Raw genomic sequence first — 20,362 nt, 5'->3', positions numbered from 1 at the left:
CTCCTTCATGGCACAGCCCCGCGCTGCAGCAGCGACAACTGGAGCTCCACGCCCGGCTCGGGCAGCTTCAGGCGCAGCGTGGCGCGACCCATCGTCGTCCCCCGCGTCACCTCGAACCCGATGCCCCCGGCGTCCATCGGCTCCACCGCGCCCACCTCCCAGCCCTTCTCCTTCAACAGCGCCCGGTACGTCTCCCCCACCACCTGGGGGGAGTCTCCCGGAAGCCTGCCCGACACCACGTGGTGCGCCGCGCCCTCCATGTCGAAGGACAGCGTCACCGGCTCGCTCAGCTCCGGCGGCAGCGGCATCCATGACGGCACCTTCGAGGCCCGCTTGAGCAGCGGCGCCACCTGCCCCGCCGACACGAAGCCCAGGGTCTCCCCGCCCTGCGCCAGCACGGACACCAGCCGCATCTCCTCCGTGGCCGGGCTCCAGTACCCCACCCAGCCGCCGTTCACCCCGTGCCGCTCGCCGAGCACCGGCAGCCCGTTGTCGAGCAGCACCTTGCGGTAGTGCTCCAGCACCTGCTCGGGCGTGTCCTGTGTGGTGAACCAGGCCACCGCGATGGGCACGTCCGGCCCCAGGTAGTCCACCGCGAGCAGCTCCGCGCGGCTCGCGCGCGGGTACGCCGGGAAGTGCACCAGCGCCCGCTTCAGCGCCGCCTCCTCCGCGGGCGAGCGGCCCGGCGCCTTCGCCGGAGGCGCGTCATCCAACGAGGGCGGAGGAGACCACTCCTCGGACACGTCCCGCCGCCCGTAGACGGCTCCCTCCCAGGCGAAGCCGATCAACGCGCCCACCACGGCCACGGAGAACAGCAGCGCGGGCACGCGAATGACCAGGCTCGACGACTTGGGCATCAGCAGCGCTCCGCCTGGGCGCAGCCCAGGTAGTTGTTCCCTCGCGCGTTGTGCGTCTTCTCGTTGTTGTTGCGGTCCCAGTCCCGCCACTCGCTGTTGAAGTACGTGGCGCTGCCGCCATTCTGGTTCATCGTCTGTGTCGGGCCGCCGCTGGACGGGAACGGGACGATGGAGAGGCTCGCCTCGCGCGGGTCATCCCCCGGCGGCATGTCATCCAGGCGGATGTCGCTGCTGAGCACCTCCTGCGTGGCCTCGTTGACGAACGCCTCCGCGGCCGAGGACATCTGCTCGTAGGCCGGGTTGTCCCCGCTCTTGTAGATCTGCGACACGCGCGCGTAGAGGTTCTCCTGGTCGCTGTCCTCGGTGCCCGGCTCGTAGCGGGCCTCCTTGGTCAGCGCCCAGGTGTCCGTCACGATGGCGATGCGCTCCCAGGGCAGCAGGTAGACATCGCCCGCGAGGCCCCGCGGGTCGTCCTGCAAATCACCGCCCTGCGCGTTGCTGTGGATGCCGTCGCTCTTCTTCTTCGTCTGGCGCGCCAGGTTCACCTGGCTGAAGTCCTGGAGGAAGGTGCGCGGCAACAGGTAGTTCTGCACGCCCAGGCGCGCCGAGCAGCGGATGACGCCGCCCTTGCCGAAGTCATCCATGTACGCCTGGTGCAGCGTCACGTTGTACGCGCCCGCGGGCCCACCACCGCCGCCGCCGTTCGGGTCCGCCTGGTTCAGCGTGCACTGCACCTGCTGCGCGCCCGGGTTGAGCCAGCACGCGTGCGCGGTGACTTCGGCGTGGTGGCCCTCGTCGTTCTCGCACTCGGGGCCCTTGCCGGGGCCGAAGCTGTCCAGGCCCGACTCGTGGTCGCAGTACTGGAGGCGCGCGTAGTACTGGGCGCCGTTGAAGCCATAGAAGGGCTCTTCCGCGCCGCCCTCGGGCGGAGGGTTCTTGGGCTTGGTCGGATAGTCCTGGACGGCGTAGTCCCAGATGGTCGACAGCGCCGTCTCTTGCGAGTCCAGCGTGTGCCTCAGCAGGTCATCGACGAAGAGCGCGTACATGAACACGGGGATGATGACGAGCATGCACAGCGCCGTCTCCACCGCGGCCGCGCCGCGCCTCGCGCGTTGTCCATAAGTCTTCACAGGGCCACCCCGTCCACCTGGGACATCTGCGCCGCGTCCGAGTTGCCCGCCGCGTCCAGCACCTGCTGCGCATCCCCCTTGGTGAAGGGGTGCAGCTTGGCGCGCCAGTAGGGCGCGAAGAGGTTGGGCGCCTCCTTCCAGCCCTCCTCGCCGAAGCGGTGGTAGTAGACCAGGGACTTGGACATGGCCATGCCCTCGGTGGCCGCCACGGTGAGGCTGCCCTGGCCCTGCTGTCCGTGGGTGAGGCGCACCTGCGCGGACGAATTGAGCTCCCACGGCGCCTGGCGCGTGTTGCCCACGCGGAAGGGCATGGACACGTAGCTGTAGACGCGCGGCTGGCCCCAGTCCCGGTCCGGGTCCGGGTTGGCGCGGAACTTCATGAAGCAGTTGCCGGAGCCCGCGCAGCCGGTGAGCGCGCGCGTGTTGACGCCCTCGAAGCGGTGCTGGCCGGAGTGCGCGCCGTTGTTCACGTGGCCACCGCCGCCGTCGTCGCTCCAGACCTCCGACTTGAAGTTGCTGGTGCCCACGCCGTGCTCCCAGCGGTGGAAGATGTTGCCCTCGTCCGACGCGGCCACCATGGTGCCGTCGTTGCCGCCGGACTGGCCGCCCTGGGTGAGCTGCCCCTTGCTCTTCACCGTCTTGGCGGTGCCCTTGGTGCCCGAGATGAGCTTCGTCGCCTCGTTGTCCGGAATCTCGTCCAGCTCATCGAAGAACTGCGAGTTGAGGTACTTGGGCAGGTTGGCGGACGCGCCTGCGCCGGGGCTGTCGCGGTTGGCGGGCCAGCCCGAGCGCGTGGCGTTGGCGATCTCCGTCATCACCCGCGCGCGGGCCTCGGGCGAGGTGTTGCTCTCGCTGCCCTGGCACTCCATGCCGTCCACGGCGCAGTTGAACTCGTTGGCGTTGATGGAGCCCACCGCGGAGACCAAATCCGTGGCGAGCGGCGCGGTGTAGTCGCGCAGCTGCCCCAGGCCGTGGCTCCTGCCGTCCTTCACCGCCTGGAGCGTCTTGTCGTGGACCTCGCGCTGGGCGGTGTGGATGTTGTCCACCATCAGGTCCAGGGCCTCCATGGCTTGACGGAAGTTGGACTCGAAGGCCTCCACCTTGTCGTCGTAGTCCTTGCCCGCGTCGCGGAAGTCGCCGGAAATCTTGAACGCCTCCGCCATGTGCTCGCAGTGGTCGCACATGAACTCGCAGGCGACGCACAGGCCGAACTCAATCATGGCGATCTGCATGAAGTTGTTCGACGACGCGCGCATCATCTGGCCGGTGAGGCTGGCGGCGGACATGTACGCGTGCAGGCTGTTCATCGCCACGTAGGAGCTGGCGATGGCCCGGTTGCTGACGGCGTAGTAGTTGAGCGCGCGCGCCTCCAGCACGGCCATGGAGAACGACAGCGTGTCGCTGTGCTGCTGCAGGGACATCTTGCGGCGCAGCGCGTGGCTCAGGTTGAAGCTCAGCGTCACCATCAGCGCCAGGACGAGGAACGACAACGAGCCCAGGACGATGGCCTGCCCGCGCTGGCGGCGGCGGGCGGGCCGGCTCAGTAGGAGAACGGGAAGAGGCATGCGTTGCTCGCGGGCAGGGCGTTGGCGCCCAGGTACAGGTTGGACTGCATCCGCATGGTGTACGTGGTGCGGATGGGCATGATGTAGATGCCCTGGGAGGCGGCGCTCTCGTAGGGGCCCTCGCCCGTGGCGGCGCCGCCGAAGCGACGGGTGGACGTCTTGGATTGCTCCTCCGCCTTCATCTTCCCCATGCGCATCAGCATGGGCACCTCGCGGCCGCGCGCGGCCTTGTAGATGACCCAGTCCGCGAACGGCACCACCAGTCGGTAGTTGAGCGTCAGCTGGATGCGCAGCTTGGTGCGGTGGTTCTCCCGCCAGCCGTCCGGGTGGATGTTGTCCGGGTCGTCGAAGTCGAACTCACCGCCGCCGGACACCTCCTCCTGCGTGGGGCCGCAGATGGTGACCTCGGCGTACTTGAGGTTCGCCCCGGGCATCTGGTTGTTCTTCAGCTCCTCGAACTTGGTCTCGAACTCCTGGGCGCTGCCGACGGGCTTGACGACCTCGATGCCCGCCTCGCCCGAGGTCCGGGTGCTGAGGATGGGCAGGAGCACCGCGAGCGCGGCGGCCTCCATGGTCTCCACCTTGGCGTTGTGCAGCGAGCCGGCGCGCACGGCCTTGTACGCGGCGTACTTCGCGAGCAGCCGCGCCTGGTGCATCAGCCCCAGCTGCAACGTGCCCAGGATGAGGAACACGAACAGCGGCAGGACGATGGCGGACTCCACCGCGGCCTGGCCTGATTGGGCCCTTGTGGGGACGGAACGCATCCAGCCTCGCTTCAGGAGCGGCACCCCACCGGGGGCTGCCGCCGGACGACAACAGGGTTGCACGGACCTTTAGATCTCGCGAATGAAGGGCCCGTTGTTGCGAGCCCCGTCCCCCCCTCTGGGAGCATCCCTCTCCTTGGGAGAAAATGCCGTGCGCGAAAGAGCTGTTCGGCCAGATGACCGATGGGTCCCCGGAAAACTCTCAGCGCCTGGAAAAGCGGGTGACGTGAAGAGACATCCATGCACCGCTCGGACGGCTGCTTTCGGGGGGGATTGACCGGGCTAGCGGCGGCGGGCCATCTCCTGGATGAGTTCCACGTAGCGGCGGTTCTTGGGGTTGAGCTTGAAGGCCTTGCGCAGGGCCTCGTCGGCCAGGGCCCACTGGCCCTCGCCCTGGGCCACCTCGCCCAGCAAGGCCCAGCCATCCTCCAGGCCGGGCTCCTGGCGGACCACCTCCTGGAGCTCCTGGAGGGCCAGCCGGCCGTGGGACTCGGGCTTCATCAGATACCGGGCCCAGGCGCGCCAGGCGTGGTGCAGGGGCTTGGGCTCGATGTCGCAGGCGTACTCGAAGTACTCGAACGCGCCGGCGTACTGCTTGTCGTTGAGGCGGCGGCGGGCCTCGTCGAACTGCGTCCTGGCGTCGAGCAAATCCGTGCGGATGCGGAACTGCTCGGCGGTGGAGGGGCGCCCGGTGGCGGTGCGCTCCTTCTCGCGGTGGGCGGCGCGGCGCTTCCGCCACAGGAGGTTCTGCTCCGCGTCGGACAGGGTGCCATAGGCGCGGGCGTAGGCGGCGAGCAGGGACTCGGCCTTCTCCTTGAGCTCGGGCGTCTGGAAGCGCAGGGGTGAGAAGCGCTCGGCCCAGGCGAGGAAGGCCCGGCGCAGCGGCAGGGGCTGCACGTCCTCGGGCACCTCCAGCAGCGCGAAGGGGTCCTTGGCGCGGTGCGCGAGGAAGGCCGACACCAGCGCGTCGCGCGTGGGCACGTCCTCGTCGCTGAAGGGCAGGCCCCGGGCGGCGACGGGCTCGGGCGCCACGGGCTCGGGAGGCGGGGCGGCCACGGGCACCGCGCGCGAGGACAGCTCCACGGCCCGGGCGTCCACGTCCTCTACGAAGCCCGCGACGCCCAGCAGGCACAGCGCGTACAGGCGGCGCAGGACGGTCTCCATGTCGAAGCCCGTGCGCTCCATCAGCTCGTTGAAGGTGGGGCGCTGGCGCAGCTGCTGGAGCAGCCGGGCGTCCTTGGACGACAGCTTGGGGCCCGACTCCACGGCGGGCATCTGCCCGAAGCGGCGCTCGTCGGTGAAGGTGAAGTGGGTGGCCACCGCGTCGAAGGGCATCACGCCCTCCACGCCCGTGAGGATGAGCTGCGCGGTGTTCATCCGCACGCTCGCGTCGGGCGTCTCCACGTCCGCGATGAGGCGGTACTTCGCATCCACCCACCGGAAGCAGTCGAGCAGCTTGTGCGCCAGGTTCGCCTGCAGCTGCTTGTACAAGTCGAACGGGCTGATGAGCCCCTTCTGCACCAGCAGCCCGCCCATCTGCATGCCCGAGGAGACGCTCTCCGCCAGCGACTTCTGGTAGTCGGCCTCGGACAGCTTGCCCTTCTCCACCAGGTACTTCCCCAACGTCTCGTGGAGCAGGTTGGACTGGCACGCCACGGGCGAGCCTTCCTCGAAGAGGATGCGCTTCTCGCGCTGGCGCACCTTCAGCTCCAGCGTGCACGTGCGCTCCTCGGCCATCAGCGCCTGGAGCAGCAGCGGGAAGGGCGTGTCCGCGAGCAATCCCTCGCGCTGCCGGAGCACCTGCGACGGGGAGGGAAACATGGAGCGGGGGCCTCGGCTGTGGACGCGGGGAGGGACGACGTCTTGAAGCCTACGCCCGTCCCGCCACTCCAGACATCCCCCGGCCCCAGGGCCCTTCACCAGGAGGTCCGAACAGCGAGCGGACCGGCCTCCACTCGCGGTCCGGGGGTCTGGGGCTACCCGGCGCGCTACTCGATTGGGGGCCCGGCCTCTTCCCAGCCGGCGGCCGAGGGGGCCTCGCCCGGGGGGTAGCCCTCGCCGTAGCCGCCGCCATAGCGGTGGGTGCGCTGGGTGAACAGGCCCATCTGGCGGGCCATCGTCGCGCCCGTGCCCAGCACCAGCGCGAGCAGCACCGCGTAGGTCAGCGGACGGCTGGGTCGGGACAGCCACGCCCACCGGCGCTCGCGGCGACGCTGGAAGCCCGGGGCGACGACGTACTCGTTCCACGCCGCGTCCCGAGCGCGCTTCGCGTCCGCGCTGCGCCCGTCCTTCGCCAGGGCCCGGGCGAGCAGGTAGCGGCCCTCCACCGAGCCCAGCCGCGTCGCGCAGAAGCGCTCCAGCGCCTCGATGGCGCCCTTCACCTCGCCGCGCTTCAATCGGAAGCGGCCGCGCTCCAGGTCGATGGCGCCCTGGCGGTAGCCGGCGTCCAGCTTCGCCGCCTCGTCCAGGAGCAGCTCGCCGCGCTGCGCGTCGCCCGCGCCCAGGTATGCGACGCCGAGCAGGAACAGGGTGTCCACGTCCTCGTCGCCCGCCTCCAGGTTGGGCTTGAGGATGTCCACGGCCTCCTCATAGCGCTTCTGCTCCACGCGGATGTCCGCCAGCTCGTGGCGCGCGCGGCGCTCGTGGGGGTTGGTGAGGATGGTCCCCGCCAGGTACCCGGCGCGCTGGAAGCGCTTCATCATGCGCACGGGGCTGGGCAACAGCCGCCACGTGAAGCGGTCCGCCACGAAGATGAAGACGATGACCAGGCCCAGCGACAACAGCGGGCTGCCCGTCAGCAGCGTCAGGAACATCCACAACAGCCACTTGCTCATACGCTCCTCGAAATCCCTCGCGCGCGCCGGCTCGACTACAAGAGCCGCGCGCAGACGGCGCTGTGCACGTCCGCGCCCTTCTCCGTCAAGGCCAGTCGCCCGTTCGTGAGCGTCGCGAAGCCGTGCTCCACCAGCCGCGCCACCTCCGCCCGTCGGGGCTCCACCGGCTGGCCATATCGCTCACACACCGCCTCCCAGTCCACGCCCGACACCAGCCGCAGCCCCATCGCCAGCCGCTCCGCGAACAGCTCCTCGGCGCCCAGCGCCTCGCGGCTGTCCTCGGGCAGGCGCCCCGCCTCCACCTGGGCCAGGTACCTCTCCGGGCTGCGCAGGTTGGCGTAGCGCGAGGGCTCGGGGGACAGCAGCATCCCCGTGGCGCCCACGCCCAGCGCCAGGTACTCGCCGCCCGTCCAGTACAGCGCGTTGTGCCGGGAGCTGAAGCCCGCTCTGGCGTGGTTGGAGACCTCGTAGCGGGTGAGGCCCGCGGCGCCGTACACCTGGCGCACCGTGGCGGCCATCGTCACCACGTCGTCGTCCGAGGGCAGCTCCAGCTCGCCGCGCTTGAGCTGCTTGGACAAGGGCGTGTCCACCGCCAGCACCTCGCGCTCCACCGTCAGCGCGTACGTGGACAGGTGCTCGGGCTGGAGCGCCACCGCGCGGCGCGCGTCCTGCTCCACCTGGGCCACCGTCTGGCCGTGCACGCCGTAGATGAAGTCCATGGACACCACCGGGAAGCGCGCGCGCCGTGCCAGCTCCACCGCCCGCTCCACCTGCTCCGCGTCGTGCGCGCGGCCCAGCGCCTTGAGCGTCCGGGGCTCGAAGGACTGGACGCCCAGCGACAGCCGATTCACGCCCGCGGCCCGGTAGCCCTCGAAGCGCTCCGCGTCCGCGCGCTCCGGGTTGCCCTCCAGCGAGACCTCCGCGCCGGGCGACACCTTCAGCCTCGCGGCGATTCCGTCCAGCACGCGGGAGACGTAACGCGGATGCCACAGTGACGGAGTTCCACCGCCCAGGAAGATGGACTCCAGGGGCTTGTCGCGCAGCCCGGGCGAGACGGCGAGGCGCGCGTCGAGCTCCGCCAGCACCGCGTTCGCGTAGCGCTCCTCGGGCACCTGGCGCGCCACGGCCACGGCGAAGTCGCAGTACGGGCACTTCGCGAGGCAGTAGGGGAAGTGCAGGTACAGCCCGAAGCGGGCCGCCGGCATCCCCGTGAGCAGGTCCACTGGCGCGTCGAACGGCATGAGGAGCAAACCTCTACTTCCGGCCCTTCAATTGCGCTTCCAGTTTGGCGATCTTCGCCTTGTAGCCAGCCGCCGCCTCGAGGGCCGTCTCGGCCGCCACCAGCTTGCGCTTGAGGTTGGCCGCGTCCGCCTTGAGCCCCTCCCGCTCGGCCTCCCAGTCGGCGGGCGCACTCGACGCCACGGGCTGTGATGCCTGGGCCAGCTTCTCTTCCAGCGCCTCGCGGGCCTGCTGCTCGGCGCGCAGCTTCGCCTCCGCCGCAGACAGCGCCGCCTTCGCCTCCTCCAGCTTCTTCTCGGACGCGGCGCGCGTCGCGGCCGACTCCTGCGCCTTGCCCGCCTGCGAGGACTCCGCGCGAGCAAGCCTTGCCTCGGCCTCCTGGAGCTTCGAGGTCAGCTCCGCGCGCGTCGCTTCCACGGCCTCGAGCTTCGAGGCCAGCTCCAGCCGCGCCACCTCGACGTCCTTGAGCCGGGTCTCCGCCGCCTGGGCCGCCGCCTCCTCCTTCTGCTTGCCGGCCTGCGCGGTCTGCGCCGCCTGGCTCGCGCGGGCCGCGTCGGTCTTCGCCGTCTCCAGCGCGCCCTCCAGCATCTTCAGCCGCTGCTGGAGCCGCTCCGCCTTGTCCGCCTCGGCGCGCGCGGCCTCCAGTTCCTCGCGCAGCTCCGCCAGCTGGGCCTCGGCGCCGCCCTGCCCTTCCGCCAGCGCATCCGCGCGGGCTTCCACTTCCGCCGCGTGCACCTGCGCGTCGGAGCGCTCCGCCTCCGCGGCCTCGCGGCGCACGCGCTCCAGGGACACCTCCTCCTTCGCCTGCGCGAGCGCGCCCTGCACCCGGACGAGCTCCGCCTCGCGCTGCGCGGAGGCCGTCTCCAGCATCGTCACCCGCGCGGCCAGTCCCACGCGCTCGGCGTCCGTGGTGGCGGTCTTCATCTCCGCGGCGGCGAGCTGCTTCTTGAGATCGTCGCGCTCGGCGTGCGCGGCCTCCAGCGCCGCGGACACCTCGCCCACCTTCGCCTCGGCCTGCTGCGCCGCCTCGCCCAGCGCCGCCGCGTCCGCCTCCATGCGGTCACGGAGCGAGACCTGCTCGACCTCCAGCGCCTCCAGCGCCTCCTTCAGCGCCGCGGCCTCGCCCTCCGCCACCTGCGCCCGCTCGCCGGCCTGCGCGAGCCCCTCTTCCAGGGCCTGGGCGCGCTCGTTCGCGCGCGCGGCCTCGGTCTCCAGCCGCGCCGCGAGTCGGGCCACCTCGGCGGCGCGTTGCTCCAGCGCCTGCCGCAGCACGGGCAGCTCGGAGGCCTCCGTGGTGCGCGCGGTGAGCGCCGCGCGCAGGCCCACGATTTCGGCGTCCTTCAGGGCCAGCGCCTTCTCCAGCTCGGAGGTCTGCGCCTGCAGCGTGCGCAGCCCCTCCTCCACCACCGCGAGCTGGCGGCGCGCCTGGTCGCGCTCCTCCTCCAGCGTGCGCGAGCGGGTCTGCGCCTCCTCCAGCGAGCTCTTGGACCAGTCGCTCTCGCTCTCCACCGCGGAGAGCGCGCCCTGCGCCTCGGCGAGCGCGGCCTCCAGCTGGCCCACGCGCAGGCCCAGCGAGTCGCGCTCGGCCGTGGCCGTCTCCAGCTCGCCGCCCAGCCGCTCCACGTCGGAGAGCACCTGCTGGTACTGCTCCTGGACGGCCTCCAGCGCGCCCTGCGCCTCGGACTTCTCCGCCGCCAGCTCCGCGACGCGGTCCTGCGCCAGCGACAGCGCCTCCTTGGCGCCCACCAGCTCCTCGGCCACCGCGCCCCGCGACTCGCGCTCGTCGTGGAGCTCCGCCGTCAGCCGGGGGACCTCCGACTCCACCTCCGCGAGCGCCCGCGACAAGTCCTTGCGGTCCGCCTCCACCGCGGACAGCTCCGCCTCCACCGCGGCGAGCTTCGCCTCGGCGTCCGCCGCGCGCTTCTCCGCGCTGGCCAGCGCCTCCGAGGTCTGCGCCAGCTTCGCCGGGGAGTCCTTCACCGCCCCCAGCTGCGCCTTGGCCTCCGCGGCCTCCTTGCGCGCCTGGGTGAGCGACTGCTTGAGCCCCGTCACCTCCCCGTCGCGCTCGGCGTACAGGGTGCGCGCCCGGGCCAGGGTCTCCGTCTTCTGCCGGACGACGGCCCGGAAGTACTCGAGCTTCTCCTCCGGAGAAGCCCCCATGGGCATCCGGGGCTCGGCGGCCTCCTTGAAGGGATCATCCCCGGGCACCCGCACCGCCCGCGAAACCGGGGCCGGGGTGGTGGCGACGGGGGCGGGGGTGGCCGCGGGGGCCTTGGCCGCGCCCGTGCCCGCCGACGACAAAGCCGGGGACGCCGCCGGACGGCGAGGGGGCAGAGGGGGCGGGGCAGCGGGCGGTGGCGCCGAAGGCGGGGGCTTGGGCTGGGGCCTGGGGAGGGCAGTGGCGGTGGGGGCGGGGGGGGCCGCTTGGACGCCAGTGTCCTCCAGGTCCAGGCTGTCGCGCAGGTCCGCGAGCGGATCCACCTCTTCCGGAGGTGACGGCATGGGCCCACGCAGGTTACCGCCCGGCGGCGCGGCCTACCAGGGACGCGTGACGGGAAGGGTCGGTTCGGGCGACCGGACGCGGGGAGGCCCCACGGACCCCTCGACGCCGGGGCGCCTGGGCGTTAGCCAGTGAGGGATAAATCTCACCTCGCCTTGCCCTCCTGGGGGGCGAGTGCCAGCTTCGGACCCTTCCATATGGCCATCCGCTACGCGCTGCCCAACGGGCTCACTGTCGTCTTCGAGGAACAGCACGCCGCCAAGGTCGCGGCCTTCCAGGTCTGGGTGAAGGTCGGCAGCGCCGACGAGCGCCCGGACCAGGCGGGCCTGGCCCACCTGCACGAGCACATGCTCTTCAAGGGCACGGAGCGGCGCGGCCCCGGCGAAATCGCGCGGGACGTGGAGGCCCACGGCGGGGAGATCAACGCCTGGACGTCCTACGACCAGACGGTCTACCACATCGTCATCGCCAGCCAGTTCGCCCGGACGGGCCTGGACATCCTCGGGGACGCGGTGCGCCGCTCCGCCTTCGACGCCGAGGAGCTCTCGCGCGAAATCGAGGTCGTCTGCGAGGAGATCAAACGCAGCCAGGACACCCCGTCCCGGCGCGCGTCGCGCGACTTGTTCTCCACGGCCTTCCAGCGCCACCCGTACCGGCTGCCGGTGCTGGGGACCGCGGAGAGCGTGCGCAGCTTCAGCCGCGAGAAGGTGCTGGAGTTCTACCACCGGTACTACACGCCGAAGAACATGGTGCTGTCCGTCTCGGGGGACCTGAGCGAGGCGGAGCTGCGCGGGTGGGTGGACGAGATCTTCGGCGGGGACTGGGGCCGGCCGTTCGAGGGTGAGGTGAAGCGCCCCGAGGAGCCCGCGCTCACGGGCCGCCGCGTGCTGCTGCGTCCGGACGAGGTGAAGGAGGCGTGGCTGCACCTGACGTTCCCGATTCCGGAGGCCGCGCACCCGGACACGCCCGCGCTGGACGTGCTGGCGATGATGGTGGGCCAGGGGGAGGCGTCCCGGCTGTCGCGCGAGGTGAAGCGCCGCCACAACCTGGTCAACGACATCCACGCCTTCGCGTACACGCCGCAGGACCCGGGGCTGTTCTCGGTGTCGATGACGCTGCAGCCCGGCCACTGCGAGCGCGCGCTGGAGGAGGCGGCGAAGACGCTGGCCACCATGCGCGTGACGCCGGTGACGGCGGACGAGCTGTCCACGGCGAAGGCGCTGCTGGAGGCGGAGGCCGTCTACCAGCGCGAGACGGTGCAGGGCGTGGCGCGGAAGATGGGCTACTTCCAGTCCGGCATGGGCAGCCTGGAGGCGGAGGCGCGCTACTACGAGGCCGTGCGCTCGCTGACGCCCGAGCACATCCAGAAGGCGGCGGAGAAGTACCTGCGGCTGGACAAGGCCATCGTCACGGCGCTGTTGCCGCACGGGACGGAGTTCACGGAGGCGCAGGTGAACGCGGTGCTGGACCGCGTGGAGAAGGGCCCCGTGGCCGCGCCGCCCGAGCGCAGGGCGAGCAAGGTGTCGGCGGGCGAGCCCTCGCTCAAGCTGGGCGCGAAGGCGAAGGGTCCCAGCGACATCATCCAGGAGACGCTGCCTTCGGGGGCGAAGGTGGTGGTGCGCGTGGAGCCGGCGGTGCCGCTGTTCGCGGTGCGCGCGGCGTTCATGGGCGGGTTGCGCTACGAGACGCCGGCGGACAACGGACTGACGACGCTCTTGGCGCGCAGCCTCACGCGGGGCACGCCGACGCGGGACGCGGAGGAGATTTCGCAGCTCGCGGACATCTACGCAGGCAGCATGGGGGGCTTGAGCGGACGCAACTCGGTGAACCTGCGCGGGGAGTTCCTCTCGCGGCACTTCGAGGCGGCGTTCCGGCTGTTCTCCGACAGCGTGTTGCACCCCTCGTTCCCGGAGGTGGAGGTGGCGCGGGAGCGCTCGCTGATGCTCCAGGACATCCTCACGCGGGAGGACAAGCCGTCGGGCCTGGCGTTCGACCTGTTCAACCGGACGCTGTTCCGGACGCACCCGTACCGGATGCCGACGCTGGGTGAGAAGGAGTCGGTGGAGGCGCTGGGGCCCGAGGCGCTCCGAGCGTACCACGAGAAGCACATGGACCCGTCGCAGCTGGTGCTGACGGTGGTGGGCGACGTGAAGGTGGACGAGGTGCTCGCGCTGGCGAACGAGTACTTCGGCAAGTCGCGGGGCAAGGCCGCGCCGGCGCCGCGCATCCTGGAGGAGGGGCCGCTGGAGGGTGCGCGCGAGGAGAAGCGCGTGCTGGCCAAGGCGCAGTCGCACCTGGTGATGGGCTTCCGGGGCATGCGCATCAACGACCCGGAGCGGCACGCGCTGGAGGCGCTGTCGGGGGTGTTGTCCGGCCAGGGCGGGCGGCTGTTCGTGGAGCTGCGCGACAAGCGGTCGATGGCGTACAGCGTGAGCAGCTTCGGCGTGGAGGGCATCGAGCCGGGCTACTTCGCGGCGTACATGGGGACGAGTCCGGAGAAGGTGGACGCGGCGCTGGAGGGCATCCGCGCGGAGCTTCGGCGCGTGCGTGACGAGCGGATTCCCGAGGCGGAGCTGGAGCGGGCGAAGCAGAACCTCATCGGCACCCATGAAATCGCGCTCCAGCGCAACGGCGCGCGGGCGGGGATGATGGCCATGGACACCCTGTACGGGCTGAACCTGGACAACTTCCTGCACTACGCGGAGCACATCGCCGCGGTGACGTCGGAGCAGGTCCGGGACGTGGCGCGCAAGGTCATCGACTTCGACAAGAGCGTGCTCGCCGTCGTCGGGCCGTGATGTCGGGTGGGCGAGCGCCGGGGTCGTGGCGCTCGCCTTCTCACGACGGGGCTACTTCTGGCCGCTCAGGGCGGTGAGGAGTGGGTTCTCACGGTAGACGCGCCAGAAGGCCTCGCCGTGCTTCTGGAGGGCCTCTTCGGGAATCTCGAAGGGGTGCCAGGTGATGTCGCGGAAGCCCGCCTCGGCGAGGGTGGCTTCGTAGACCTGGGTGGACCAGCGGAAGTACTCGAAGGGCGCGGGCGGCTCGGTGAGGAAGAGGGCCTTGCAGAAGTGGCGCCCGTCCTCGAGCTGCTCGCTGAGGACCTCGACGCCGTAGGGCGCCCAGCTCGAGCGGGCCACGTCGAAGGTCGGGTCGATGGTCATCGCGATGAAGCGCCCACCGGGCTTGAGGTTGGCGTAGGCGCCGCGGCACATGTCGAGCAGCTCCTGACGGGCGCCCGCGTAGTTCAGCAGGTAGACGGCCGTGACCAGGTCGAAGTCGCCGAGTCGTGGGAGGGCTCGGGCGTCGAGCACGTGGTAGCGCAGTCCTCGGGGGTGGGCCTTCTCCTTGTCGCGCGCGAGCTGGACCATCTCCTGGGAGATGTCCACGCCCTCCACGCCGTCGGCGCCGAGCTCGTTCAGGAGCCGTGAGTAGTGGCCCGTGCCACAGGCGAGGTCCAACACGCGCTTCCCGCGCAGGTCGCCGACCAATCGCAGGAAGGTGTGTCGCTCTGGGATGGGCAGAGCGGCGGTGTTCTTGAACTGCTCGTACTTGCTCCCGATGCTGTCGTATTGCTCGGACATGCGTGTGCCCCCGATGGAAGCGGGCGATGCGAGCAGGGACACGGACAGGAGTCAAAGAATGGCAGGCGAAGGGCAAGTCGAGCGGATGGAGGACGCGGAGCCATGACGAGCCTGAGTCCACAGGGAAAGGTCGAGCGTCTATTGCGTATCTTCGAGCGCACTGGAGGCGAGGGGCAGTGGACTCGCGCCTTCGAGCGATTCCCAGACGCGTTGCGCACACGCATGCTGGAGCAGGTCCCTATCGCCCTGGACGAACTCCCGGTCCTGGCGCACTTCGAGGACGAGGCGCGATGGACACTGATTACGACGGACAAGGTCGTCATCAGGAGGGGAGAACACACGCGCGCCTTGCGCTGGACGGAAATCGCCGACGCGACGGTCGATACAGGCTACGCGAGCGCGATGCTTGGTTCACACTCACGAGGGAAGCTGGCGCTGAGTCAGCTGAGCCTCGTGTGTGTCAGCGGCGAGCGCGTGGCAGTCGAACTCGAGGCGGGACCGCCATTCATCGGCCTCTGGAATGTGCTCAAGACCGTCGGGAATCTTCGAGCGGGCTGAGTCGATTCAGAGTTCGGTGCCAGGGAGCACGGGTGACGGCGGCGGTGGCTCCGCCTCCGGCACTTCACGGATGCCCATCGACAGCGCCGAGTCGAGGGCGTCGAGCAGTGGCCCCGTGGGCGCTCCAGGCAACGTGTTGCACGCCCGGACGAGTTCGCGCTTCCTGCGCAGCTTCTCCGGCTGTCGCTTCGCCTCGACCGCGAGCGCCTCCAAGTCCACCGGCGCCGACAGCAACACAGCACACGTGCGGAACAACTCCATCCGCGCACGGTCGTCCTCCTCCACCAACACCGGCGCCCCGTCCAGCTTCAGCCCCTTGAAGCTCGACGTCCGCACCTGCTCCACATCGAGCACCAGCACACCGTTCTCCGTGGGACGTGGCGCGGGCGGCTCGCCCTTGCCTCCGGTCAGCTCCACCACCCCGTCCGCCGGCTCGGGATGACAGGGCACCTCACGCAGCGCCACCATCTCATCCGCCTTGCGCGTCTCCTGCGTCTCCCCTCCCCTGTGGAGCTGGATGAGCCCCGCTACCAGCGCCGGCACGCCCACCGACAACAACACCACGCCCCACGTCGTCGCCACCTTGCGACTCGAAGGCCCGTAGTGCCCGTCGCGGTCGATGCCATCCCGGTCCGGCGTGTTCGAGAACAACGTCCTCCCTGCGACCAGGAAGCCACCGATGCCCGTGAGCACCCCACCCGAGCTCACCGCCCCCGCTGCCCCCGGTGACGAGTGCGTACTGATGAGGTTCTCCGTGTACTCGACGTGCTGCTCCGTCCGGCAGACGTCCGCCGTGGAGAACCGCAGCGAGAGCCGGGGCCAGTCCACCGCCGCGCTCGCGAAGGGCATCCGCTCCCCGAGCTGCGACTCCTGGACATACGTGCGCAGCACAGGCCCCCGCTCGGTGCGCCGCTCCACGTCCAGCGGCGTGCACCCCACCGCCAACATCAACACCGACGCCACCCACCGCTTCATGGCTGCTCCCCCCGGAAGTACGCCGCCACGTCCGGGCACTCCACCAGGAAGCGCGTCGTGTCCTCGCAGCTCGGCGCCCGCTCCGTCGTCGTCCCCACCCGGATGAGCGGCTCCCGGCAGTCCAGCACCCGCTCCCGCGCGGGCGTCACGAAGGCGAAGTCCTCCGAGCCACACCCCGTCCGCTCCAGCAGGGTCGTCTCACAGGAGGTGTCCAGGTCGAGCTGCTCGGCGACTCCGGGGCAGGCCGACGTCTGGCAGAGGCGGGTCACCACATCCCGACAGACCGCCGCGTCGGGCGCTTCCGGGCCGGAGCAGGCACACAGCCAGGCCAGGGGCCACAAGATGAACTGGTATCTCACGGCGCTCCCACGCTACGCACGGCGCGGTAAAAGGGCCCGCATGTCCCAGACCTATCTGTCACTCACCGTGGAGTTGCCCGAGGAAGCGTCCGAGGCCGTACAGGACCTCCTCCACGAGTCCGGTGCGCTCGGCCTCGAGGTACGAGACCGCGAAACCCCCACCATGCCCGGCGTGAAGCCCCCCAACGCGGGCGATTCCATCGTCATCGGCTACTTCGAGGACCGCCCCACCGCCGAGTCCGCGCGCGACAGCGTCGCCGAGTCCTTCCCAGACGCCCGCCTCGGCCTGGACGAGCAGCCCCAGCAGGACTGGAGCAACGAGTGGAAGTCCCTCATCAAGTCCGTCCACGTCGGCCGCCTCTGGGTGGGCCCGCCCTGGGACGTGGCCAACGCCCCCGCGGACGCGGTTCGCCTGGTCATCGAGCCCAAGATGGCCTTCGGCACCGGTGACCACCCCACGACGTCCCTGTGCCTCGCCGCCGTGGACGCGTACATGACCGACCACCCGGGCGCGAGCGTCCTCGATGTCGGCACCGGCACCGGCGTGCTCGCCATCGCCGCGAAGAAGCTGGGCGCGGGCCGCGTCGTCGCCACCGACAACGACCCCACCTCCGTGGAGCTCGCCCAGGAGAACCTCACCGACAACGGCACCCCGGACATCGACGTGTCCGGCAAGGAGCTGACCGCCGTCGAGGGTACCTTCGACCTCGTACTGGCCAACATCCTCGCCAACACGCTCATCGAGCTGGCGCCGCTCATCGCGCCCAAGGCCAAGGACCGGCTGGTCCTCGCGGGTGTGCTCTCCCACCAGCGCGCCGACGTCGAGGCCGCCTACCGCAACCTCGGCTTCACCGTGCTCCCCGGCGCCACCCAGGGCGAGTGGGTGCGCATCGACTTGAAGCGCTGAAGGTCTCCCTCCGAGGGCTCGAACGAGGCCAACCCCTCACGAGCCTTCGGATGCCTGGAGCGCTCCTCGATTCCGAACCCAGGAGTGGCCCTTCGCGACGCCACTCCACCTCGCGCGCGAAGGCCCCCCTCGTGCCCTACTGCACGACGAGGGGACGCGGTGCTGAGCCAGGACACGTGTCCTGCGCCTTCACCGCCTGCTTCGGGCCTCGCGTCAATGCGCCCCGTTGCTCGGCGGAGCGCGAACCAGCTTCAGCTCCTTGTCCAGCTCGACCACCGCGGAGCCGAGCCCACCGCTCTGCATCCGCGAGTAGCGCACGTCATCGATGGTGACGCGCCACCCCTGCTCCGTCTCGCGCACCTGATATGTGGGCAGCCGCAGCCAGTTCGACAGTCCGCGCAAGTGCGGCGCCGCGAGCGCGGCCTGGATGACCGGGCCCGGATTCGGCTCGCGCGGCAGCGTCGGGCCGTTGATGCGCAGGTGCTCCTCTCCGCCCTTCAGGAAGTCCGCCGTCACGAAGTGATAGCGGTCCTTCCCCACCGCGATGAGGTCTCGCACGAAGGGGTTCGCCGGCACCGGCCCCGCGATGACTCGCTCCACCGACTGCCCCTGCCCCTCCAGCCACGCCTTCGCGCGAGGCGCCGCCACCTGTGAGCCCAACAGGATGGCCCCCAGGTACAGCACCAGCCCCACGCCACACACCGTGGCCACGCGCTGCGTGGACACCACCTGCGTCCCCTTCAATCGCAGCCACACAATCGCCGCCACGCCCACCACCCACAGCACCTTCGCGGGCCACGGCACGAAGTCGGGCACCGTCACGAGCGCCGTGCTCGCGATGCCCAATACCATCCACCCTGCCGCGGACTTGCGCGTGCGCGCATCCGCCATGATGACCGCCGCCCCCGCGAGCAACCACACCCACGGGTCGACGATGAACAGCGTGTCCCCGTAGAACCACGCCCCGTCGAACGGCATCAACAACCGCACGCCATACGTGTTGAGCCAGTCCAACGCGGGATGACTCAACACCGACAGCGTCGACAACAACAACAGCGGCCCCGCGCGCGCAGGCTCCAGTTCCGGATGGCGACGCCTGCGCACGAAGCGGTCCCACGCCAGCATCAACCCCGTGAGCACGAACGGCCAGATGGCCAGCATCAACACGCCGTGCGTCCACCCGCGTCGCCAGTACAGCGAGGCATCCGAGCCCGCGAACGTCACCACCGCGTCCACATCCGGGAGGTTGGCGCCGATGACGAGCGTCGCGGTGGCCAAGGGCGTGTAGCGCTTGAGCCCCGCCTCCGCCATCCAGGCCCCGACGAGTGAGTGCGCGAGGTTGTCCATTCCCCCCGAGGCTACTTCACCCCACGCGGACCTCGACACCTCGCGTCAGCCGAATTCCTCCAGCACGGCGGACACCGGCGGATTAACACTCGCCCCGCGCACCCCTTCTTGTGGAGCACTCCATGTCCCTGTCGATGTACGAGGCCACCATCCCCGTCTTCATCCGCTCCCTCGAGGTGCTCTCCACCCTCGTCACGCAGGGCGAGAAGTACGCCCAGGAGAACGGCCTCGACCCGAAGCAGGTGCTCGAGGCGCGCCTCGCGTCGGACATGTTCAACCTGGTGCAGCAGGTCCAGCGCGCCAGCGACACCTCGAAGGCCACCGCCGAGCGGCTCAGCGGAGAACCCGCCCCGCGCATGCCCGACACCGAGAGCACCTTCGACGAGCTGCGCCAGCGCATCGCCAAGACCATCACGTATCTCAAGTCCGTCCCCGCCAAGAGCTTCGCGGGCAGCGAGAACCGCACCGTCACGCTCACCACCGGCACCCTCAAGCGCGACTTCAAGGGCGACGAGTACCTGACCACCTTCGGCCTGCCCAACTTCTACTTCCACATCACCACCGCCTACGGAATCCTCCGCCACCTGGGCGTGCCCATCGGCAAGAAGGACTTCCTCGGCCCCCTGTGAGCCCAGGCTGAACGCCTCTTGGGCCCGACGCGCCGGACAGGCTAGCGTCCCCGGCGCGTGGAGCCTCCTGCCTCCCAGTCCCTCCCGAGACCTCCCACGGAGGTCCGCTCGCAGCTCGTGGGTCCGCTGCTCGCGTACCTGCGCGCCACGGGCTTGGACCCCACGCCCCTGGTGGAGCGCTTCGGCCTGCCGCTCGACGCGGGCTCGCTCCCCGAGGTCAGCCTCCCGCTGACCACCCTGCACGCCTTCCTCGACGCCGCCGAGCTGCTCTCCCAGGACGCCTTCCTCGGCCTGCACGTCGCCCAGCGCGTGCCTCGCGGCAACTACGGCCTCGTCGAGTACATCGCCCGGGCCTCGCCCACGCTGCGCGACACCTTCCGCGCGCTCGCTCGCTACATGGCCCTGCTGGAGCCCGCCTGGAGCGCGTCCTTCACCGACGACGCGGACGGCGGCGGCACCTTCGCCTACGGCATCGAGGGCGCCCCGCTCGCCTACGGACGCCACGCCAGTGAGTACGGGCTCGCGCTCTTCACCCACGTCGGCCGGCAGCTCACCGAGCGCCCGTGGTCGCCTCGCGCCATCGCCTTCGCGCACCCCGCCCCTCCGGACATCGCGCCGCTGGTGGACCACTTCGGCGTCGCGCCCACGTTCAACCGCGGCCGCAACGCGCTCACGCTGGACGCGGCCACGTTGGACCTGCGCGTGCTCGGCGCGGACCCCGCCCTGCTCTCCGTGCTGGAGCGCGCCGCGAGCGCCGCCGTGCCCTCGCCCGTACCGGACGCGCCCGGCTTCGTCCAGGCCGTGCGCGACACCATCCGCGCGTCCCTGCGCGAGGGCGCGCCCCAGGCCGCCGACGTGGCCAAGGGACTCCACCTGAGCCTGCGCACCCTCCAGCGCCGCCTCACCGAGCACGGCACGTCCTTCCAGGACGAGGTCGACACGGTGCGACGTGAGCTGGCCTACCAGTACCTGCGCGACGTGAACCTGGGCGTCAGCCAGGTCGCCTTCCTCCTGGGCTACTCCGAGCTGAGCACCTTCGACCGCGCCTTCAAGCGGTGGACGGGGATGACGCCGCGCGTCTGGCGCGAGGGCGCCGAGCGGGGCTGAGCCACCGGAC

17 protein-coding genes are annotated in these 20,362 nt (G+C 70.7%); 5 read left to right on the top strand and 12 right to left on the bottom strand.

Annotated elements, in window-relative coordinates; genetic code table 11:
• Nucleotides 1-5 precede the first annotated feature (5 nt).
• The 8 genes from K8640_RS06220 to K8640_RS06185 all read right to left on the bottom strand — a co-directional run bounded on the left by K8640_RS06220 (nucleotide 6) and on the right by K8640_RS06185 (nucleotide 10,891).
• Nucleotides 6-857, bottom strand: coding sequence for a hypothetical protein (locus tag K8640_RS06220; protein ID WP_223746222.1), 852 nt, complete (start codon nucleotides 855-857; stop codon nucleotides 6-8).
• Nucleotides 857-1,987: a hypothetical protein gene (locus K8640_RS06215; protein ID WP_223746221.1), complete on the bottom strand. Its 1,131-nt coding sequence runs from the start codon at nucleotides 1,985-1,987 to the stop codon at nucleotides 857-859. Before K8640_RS06215 ends, K8640_RS06220 begins: the two co-directional genes overlap by 1 nt.
• A complete protein-coding gene (locus K8640_RS06210; protein WP_141327687.1) occupies nucleotides 1,984-3,552 on the bottom strand; it encodes a hypothetical protein in 1,569 nt (522 codons plus the stop codon). The genes K8640_RS06215 and K8640_RS06210 overlap by 4 nt, the downstream gene beginning before the upstream one ends.
• Complete coding sequence (locus tag K8640_RS06205; RefSeq protein WP_223746220.1) at nucleotides 3,528-4,316, bottom strand: TadE/TadG family type IV pilus assembly protein; 789 nt, start codon at nucleotides 4,314-4,316, stop codon at nucleotides 3,528-3,530. Before K8640_RS06205 ends, K8640_RS06210 begins: the two co-directional genes overlap by 25 nt.
• Nucleotides 4,317-4,598: 282 nt before the next feature.
• Nucleotides 4,599-6,137 carry a DUF4388 domain-containing protein gene (locus K8640_RS06200; protein ID WP_223746219.1) on the bottom strand — a complete coding sequence of 513 codons (1,539 nt, stop codon included), beginning with the start codon at nucleotides 6,135-6,137 and terminating at the stop codon, nucleotides 4,599-4,601.
• 167 nt (nucleotides 6,138-6,304) lie between these two features.
• Entirely contained in the window at nucleotides 6,305-7,150 is an 846-nt protein-coding gene (locus K8640_RS06195) for a tetratricopeptide repeat protein (protein WP_223746218.1), read from the bottom strand.
• 35 nt (nucleotides 7,151-7,185) lie between these two features.
• Entirely contained in the window at nucleotides 7,186-8,391 is a 1,206-nt protein-coding gene (gene hemW / locus K8640_RS06190) for a radical SAM family heme chaperone HemW (RefSeq protein WP_223746217.1), read from the bottom strand.
• A 13-nt stretch (nucleotides 8,392-8,404) separates the two neighbouring features.
• Nucleotides 8,405-10,891, bottom strand: coding sequence for a plectin 1 isoform 8 (locus K8640_RS06185; protein ID WP_370640316.1), 2,487 nt, complete (start codon nucleotides 10,889-10,891; stop codon nucleotides 8,405-8,407).
• A 195-nt stretch (nucleotides 10,892-11,086) separates the two neighbouring features.
• Between K8640_RS06185 and K8640_RS06180 the strand changes: the two genes are divergently transcribed.
• Complete coding sequence (locus tag K8640_RS06180; protein ID WP_223746215.1) at nucleotides 11,087-13,687, top strand: pitrilysin family protein; 2,601 nt, start codon at nucleotides 11,087-11,089, stop codon at nucleotides 13,685-13,687.
• Nucleotides 13,688-13,738: 51 nt separating this feature from the next.
• Here K8640_RS06180 and K8640_RS06175 read toward each other — a convergent pair whose 3' ends face one another.
• Entirely contained in the window at nucleotides 13,739-14,470 is a 732-nt protein-coding gene (locus K8640_RS06175) for a class I SAM-dependent methyltransferase (RefSeq protein WP_223746214.1), read from the bottom strand.
• Nucleotides 14,471-14,572: 102 nt separating this feature from the next.
• Here K8640_RS06175 and K8640_RS06170 point away from each other — a divergent pair, with 102 nt between their 5' ends.
• Nucleotides 14,573-15,028: a hypothetical protein gene (locus K8640_RS06170; RefSeq protein ID WP_223746213.1), complete on the top strand. Its 456-nt coding sequence runs from the start codon at nucleotides 14,573-14,575 to the stop codon at nucleotides 15,026-15,028.
• A 6-nt stretch (nucleotides 15,029-15,034) separates the two neighbouring features.
• On the opposite strand, the gene K8640_RS06165 is transcribed toward K8640_RS06170, so the two are convergent.
• Together K8640_RS06165 and K8640_RS06160 are read right to left on the bottom strand one after the other, a co-directional pair.
• Complete coding sequence (locus tag K8640_RS06165; protein ID WP_223746212.1) at nucleotides 15,035-16,003, bottom strand: hypothetical protein; 969 nt, start codon at nucleotides 16,001-16,003, stop codon at nucleotides 15,035-15,037.
• Nucleotides 16,000-16,362, bottom strand: coding sequence for a hypothetical protein (locus tag K8640_RS06160; protein ID WP_223746211.1), 363 nt, complete (start codon nucleotides 16,360-16,362; stop codon nucleotides 16,000-16,002). The genes K8640_RS06165 and K8640_RS06160 overlap by 4 nt, the downstream gene beginning before the upstream one ends.
• A 40-nt stretch (nucleotides 16,363-16,402) precedes the next feature.
• Here K8640_RS06160 and K8640_RS06155 point away from each other — a divergent pair, with 40 nt between their 5' ends.
• Nucleotides 16,403-17,269 (top strand): 50S ribosomal protein L11 methyltransferase, encoded by an 867-nt coding sequence (locus tag K8640_RS06155; RefSeq protein WP_223746210.1) that lies wholly within the window; start codon nucleotides 16,403-16,405, stop codon nucleotides 17,267-17,269.
• Between the two features lie 213 nt (nucleotides 17,270-17,482).
• Here the strand turns inward: K8640_RS06155 and K8640_RS06150 are convergent, their stop codons facing one another.
• Nucleotides 17,483-18,616, bottom strand: a complete 1,134-nt coding sequence (locus K8640_RS06150; protein WP_223746209.1) for a metal-dependent hydrolase — start codon at nucleotides 18,614-18,616, stop codon at nucleotides 17,483-17,485.
• Between the two features lie 122 nt (nucleotides 18,617-18,738).
• Between K8640_RS06150 and K8640_RS06145 the strand changes: the two genes are divergently transcribed.
• Nucleotides 18,739-19,245 carry a DUF1993 family protein gene (locus tag K8640_RS06145; RefSeq protein ID WP_223746208.1) on the top strand — a complete coding sequence of 169 codons (507 nt, stop codon included), beginning with the start codon at nucleotides 18,739-18,741 and terminating at the stop codon, nucleotides 19,243-19,245.
• Nucleotides 19,246-19,362: 117 nt separating this feature from the next.
• Nucleotides 19,363-20,352: an AraC family transcriptional regulator gene (locus K8640_RS06140; RefSeq protein ID WP_223746207.1), complete on the top strand. Its 990-nt coding sequence runs from the start codon at nucleotides 19,363-19,365 to the stop codon at nucleotides 20,350-20,352.
• Nucleotides 20,353-20,362 lie beyond the last annotated feature (10 nt).

Origin of the sequence: Myxococcus sp. XM-1-1-1, assembly GCF_020037095.1 — a bacterium.
Lineage (GTDB): Bacteria > Myxococcota > Myxococcia > Myxococcales > Myxococcaceae > Myxococcus > Myxococcus fulvus.
The sequence above is the reverse complement of the archived record's forward strand: the minus strand, read 5'-3'. Positions and strand labels throughout refer to the sequence as shown.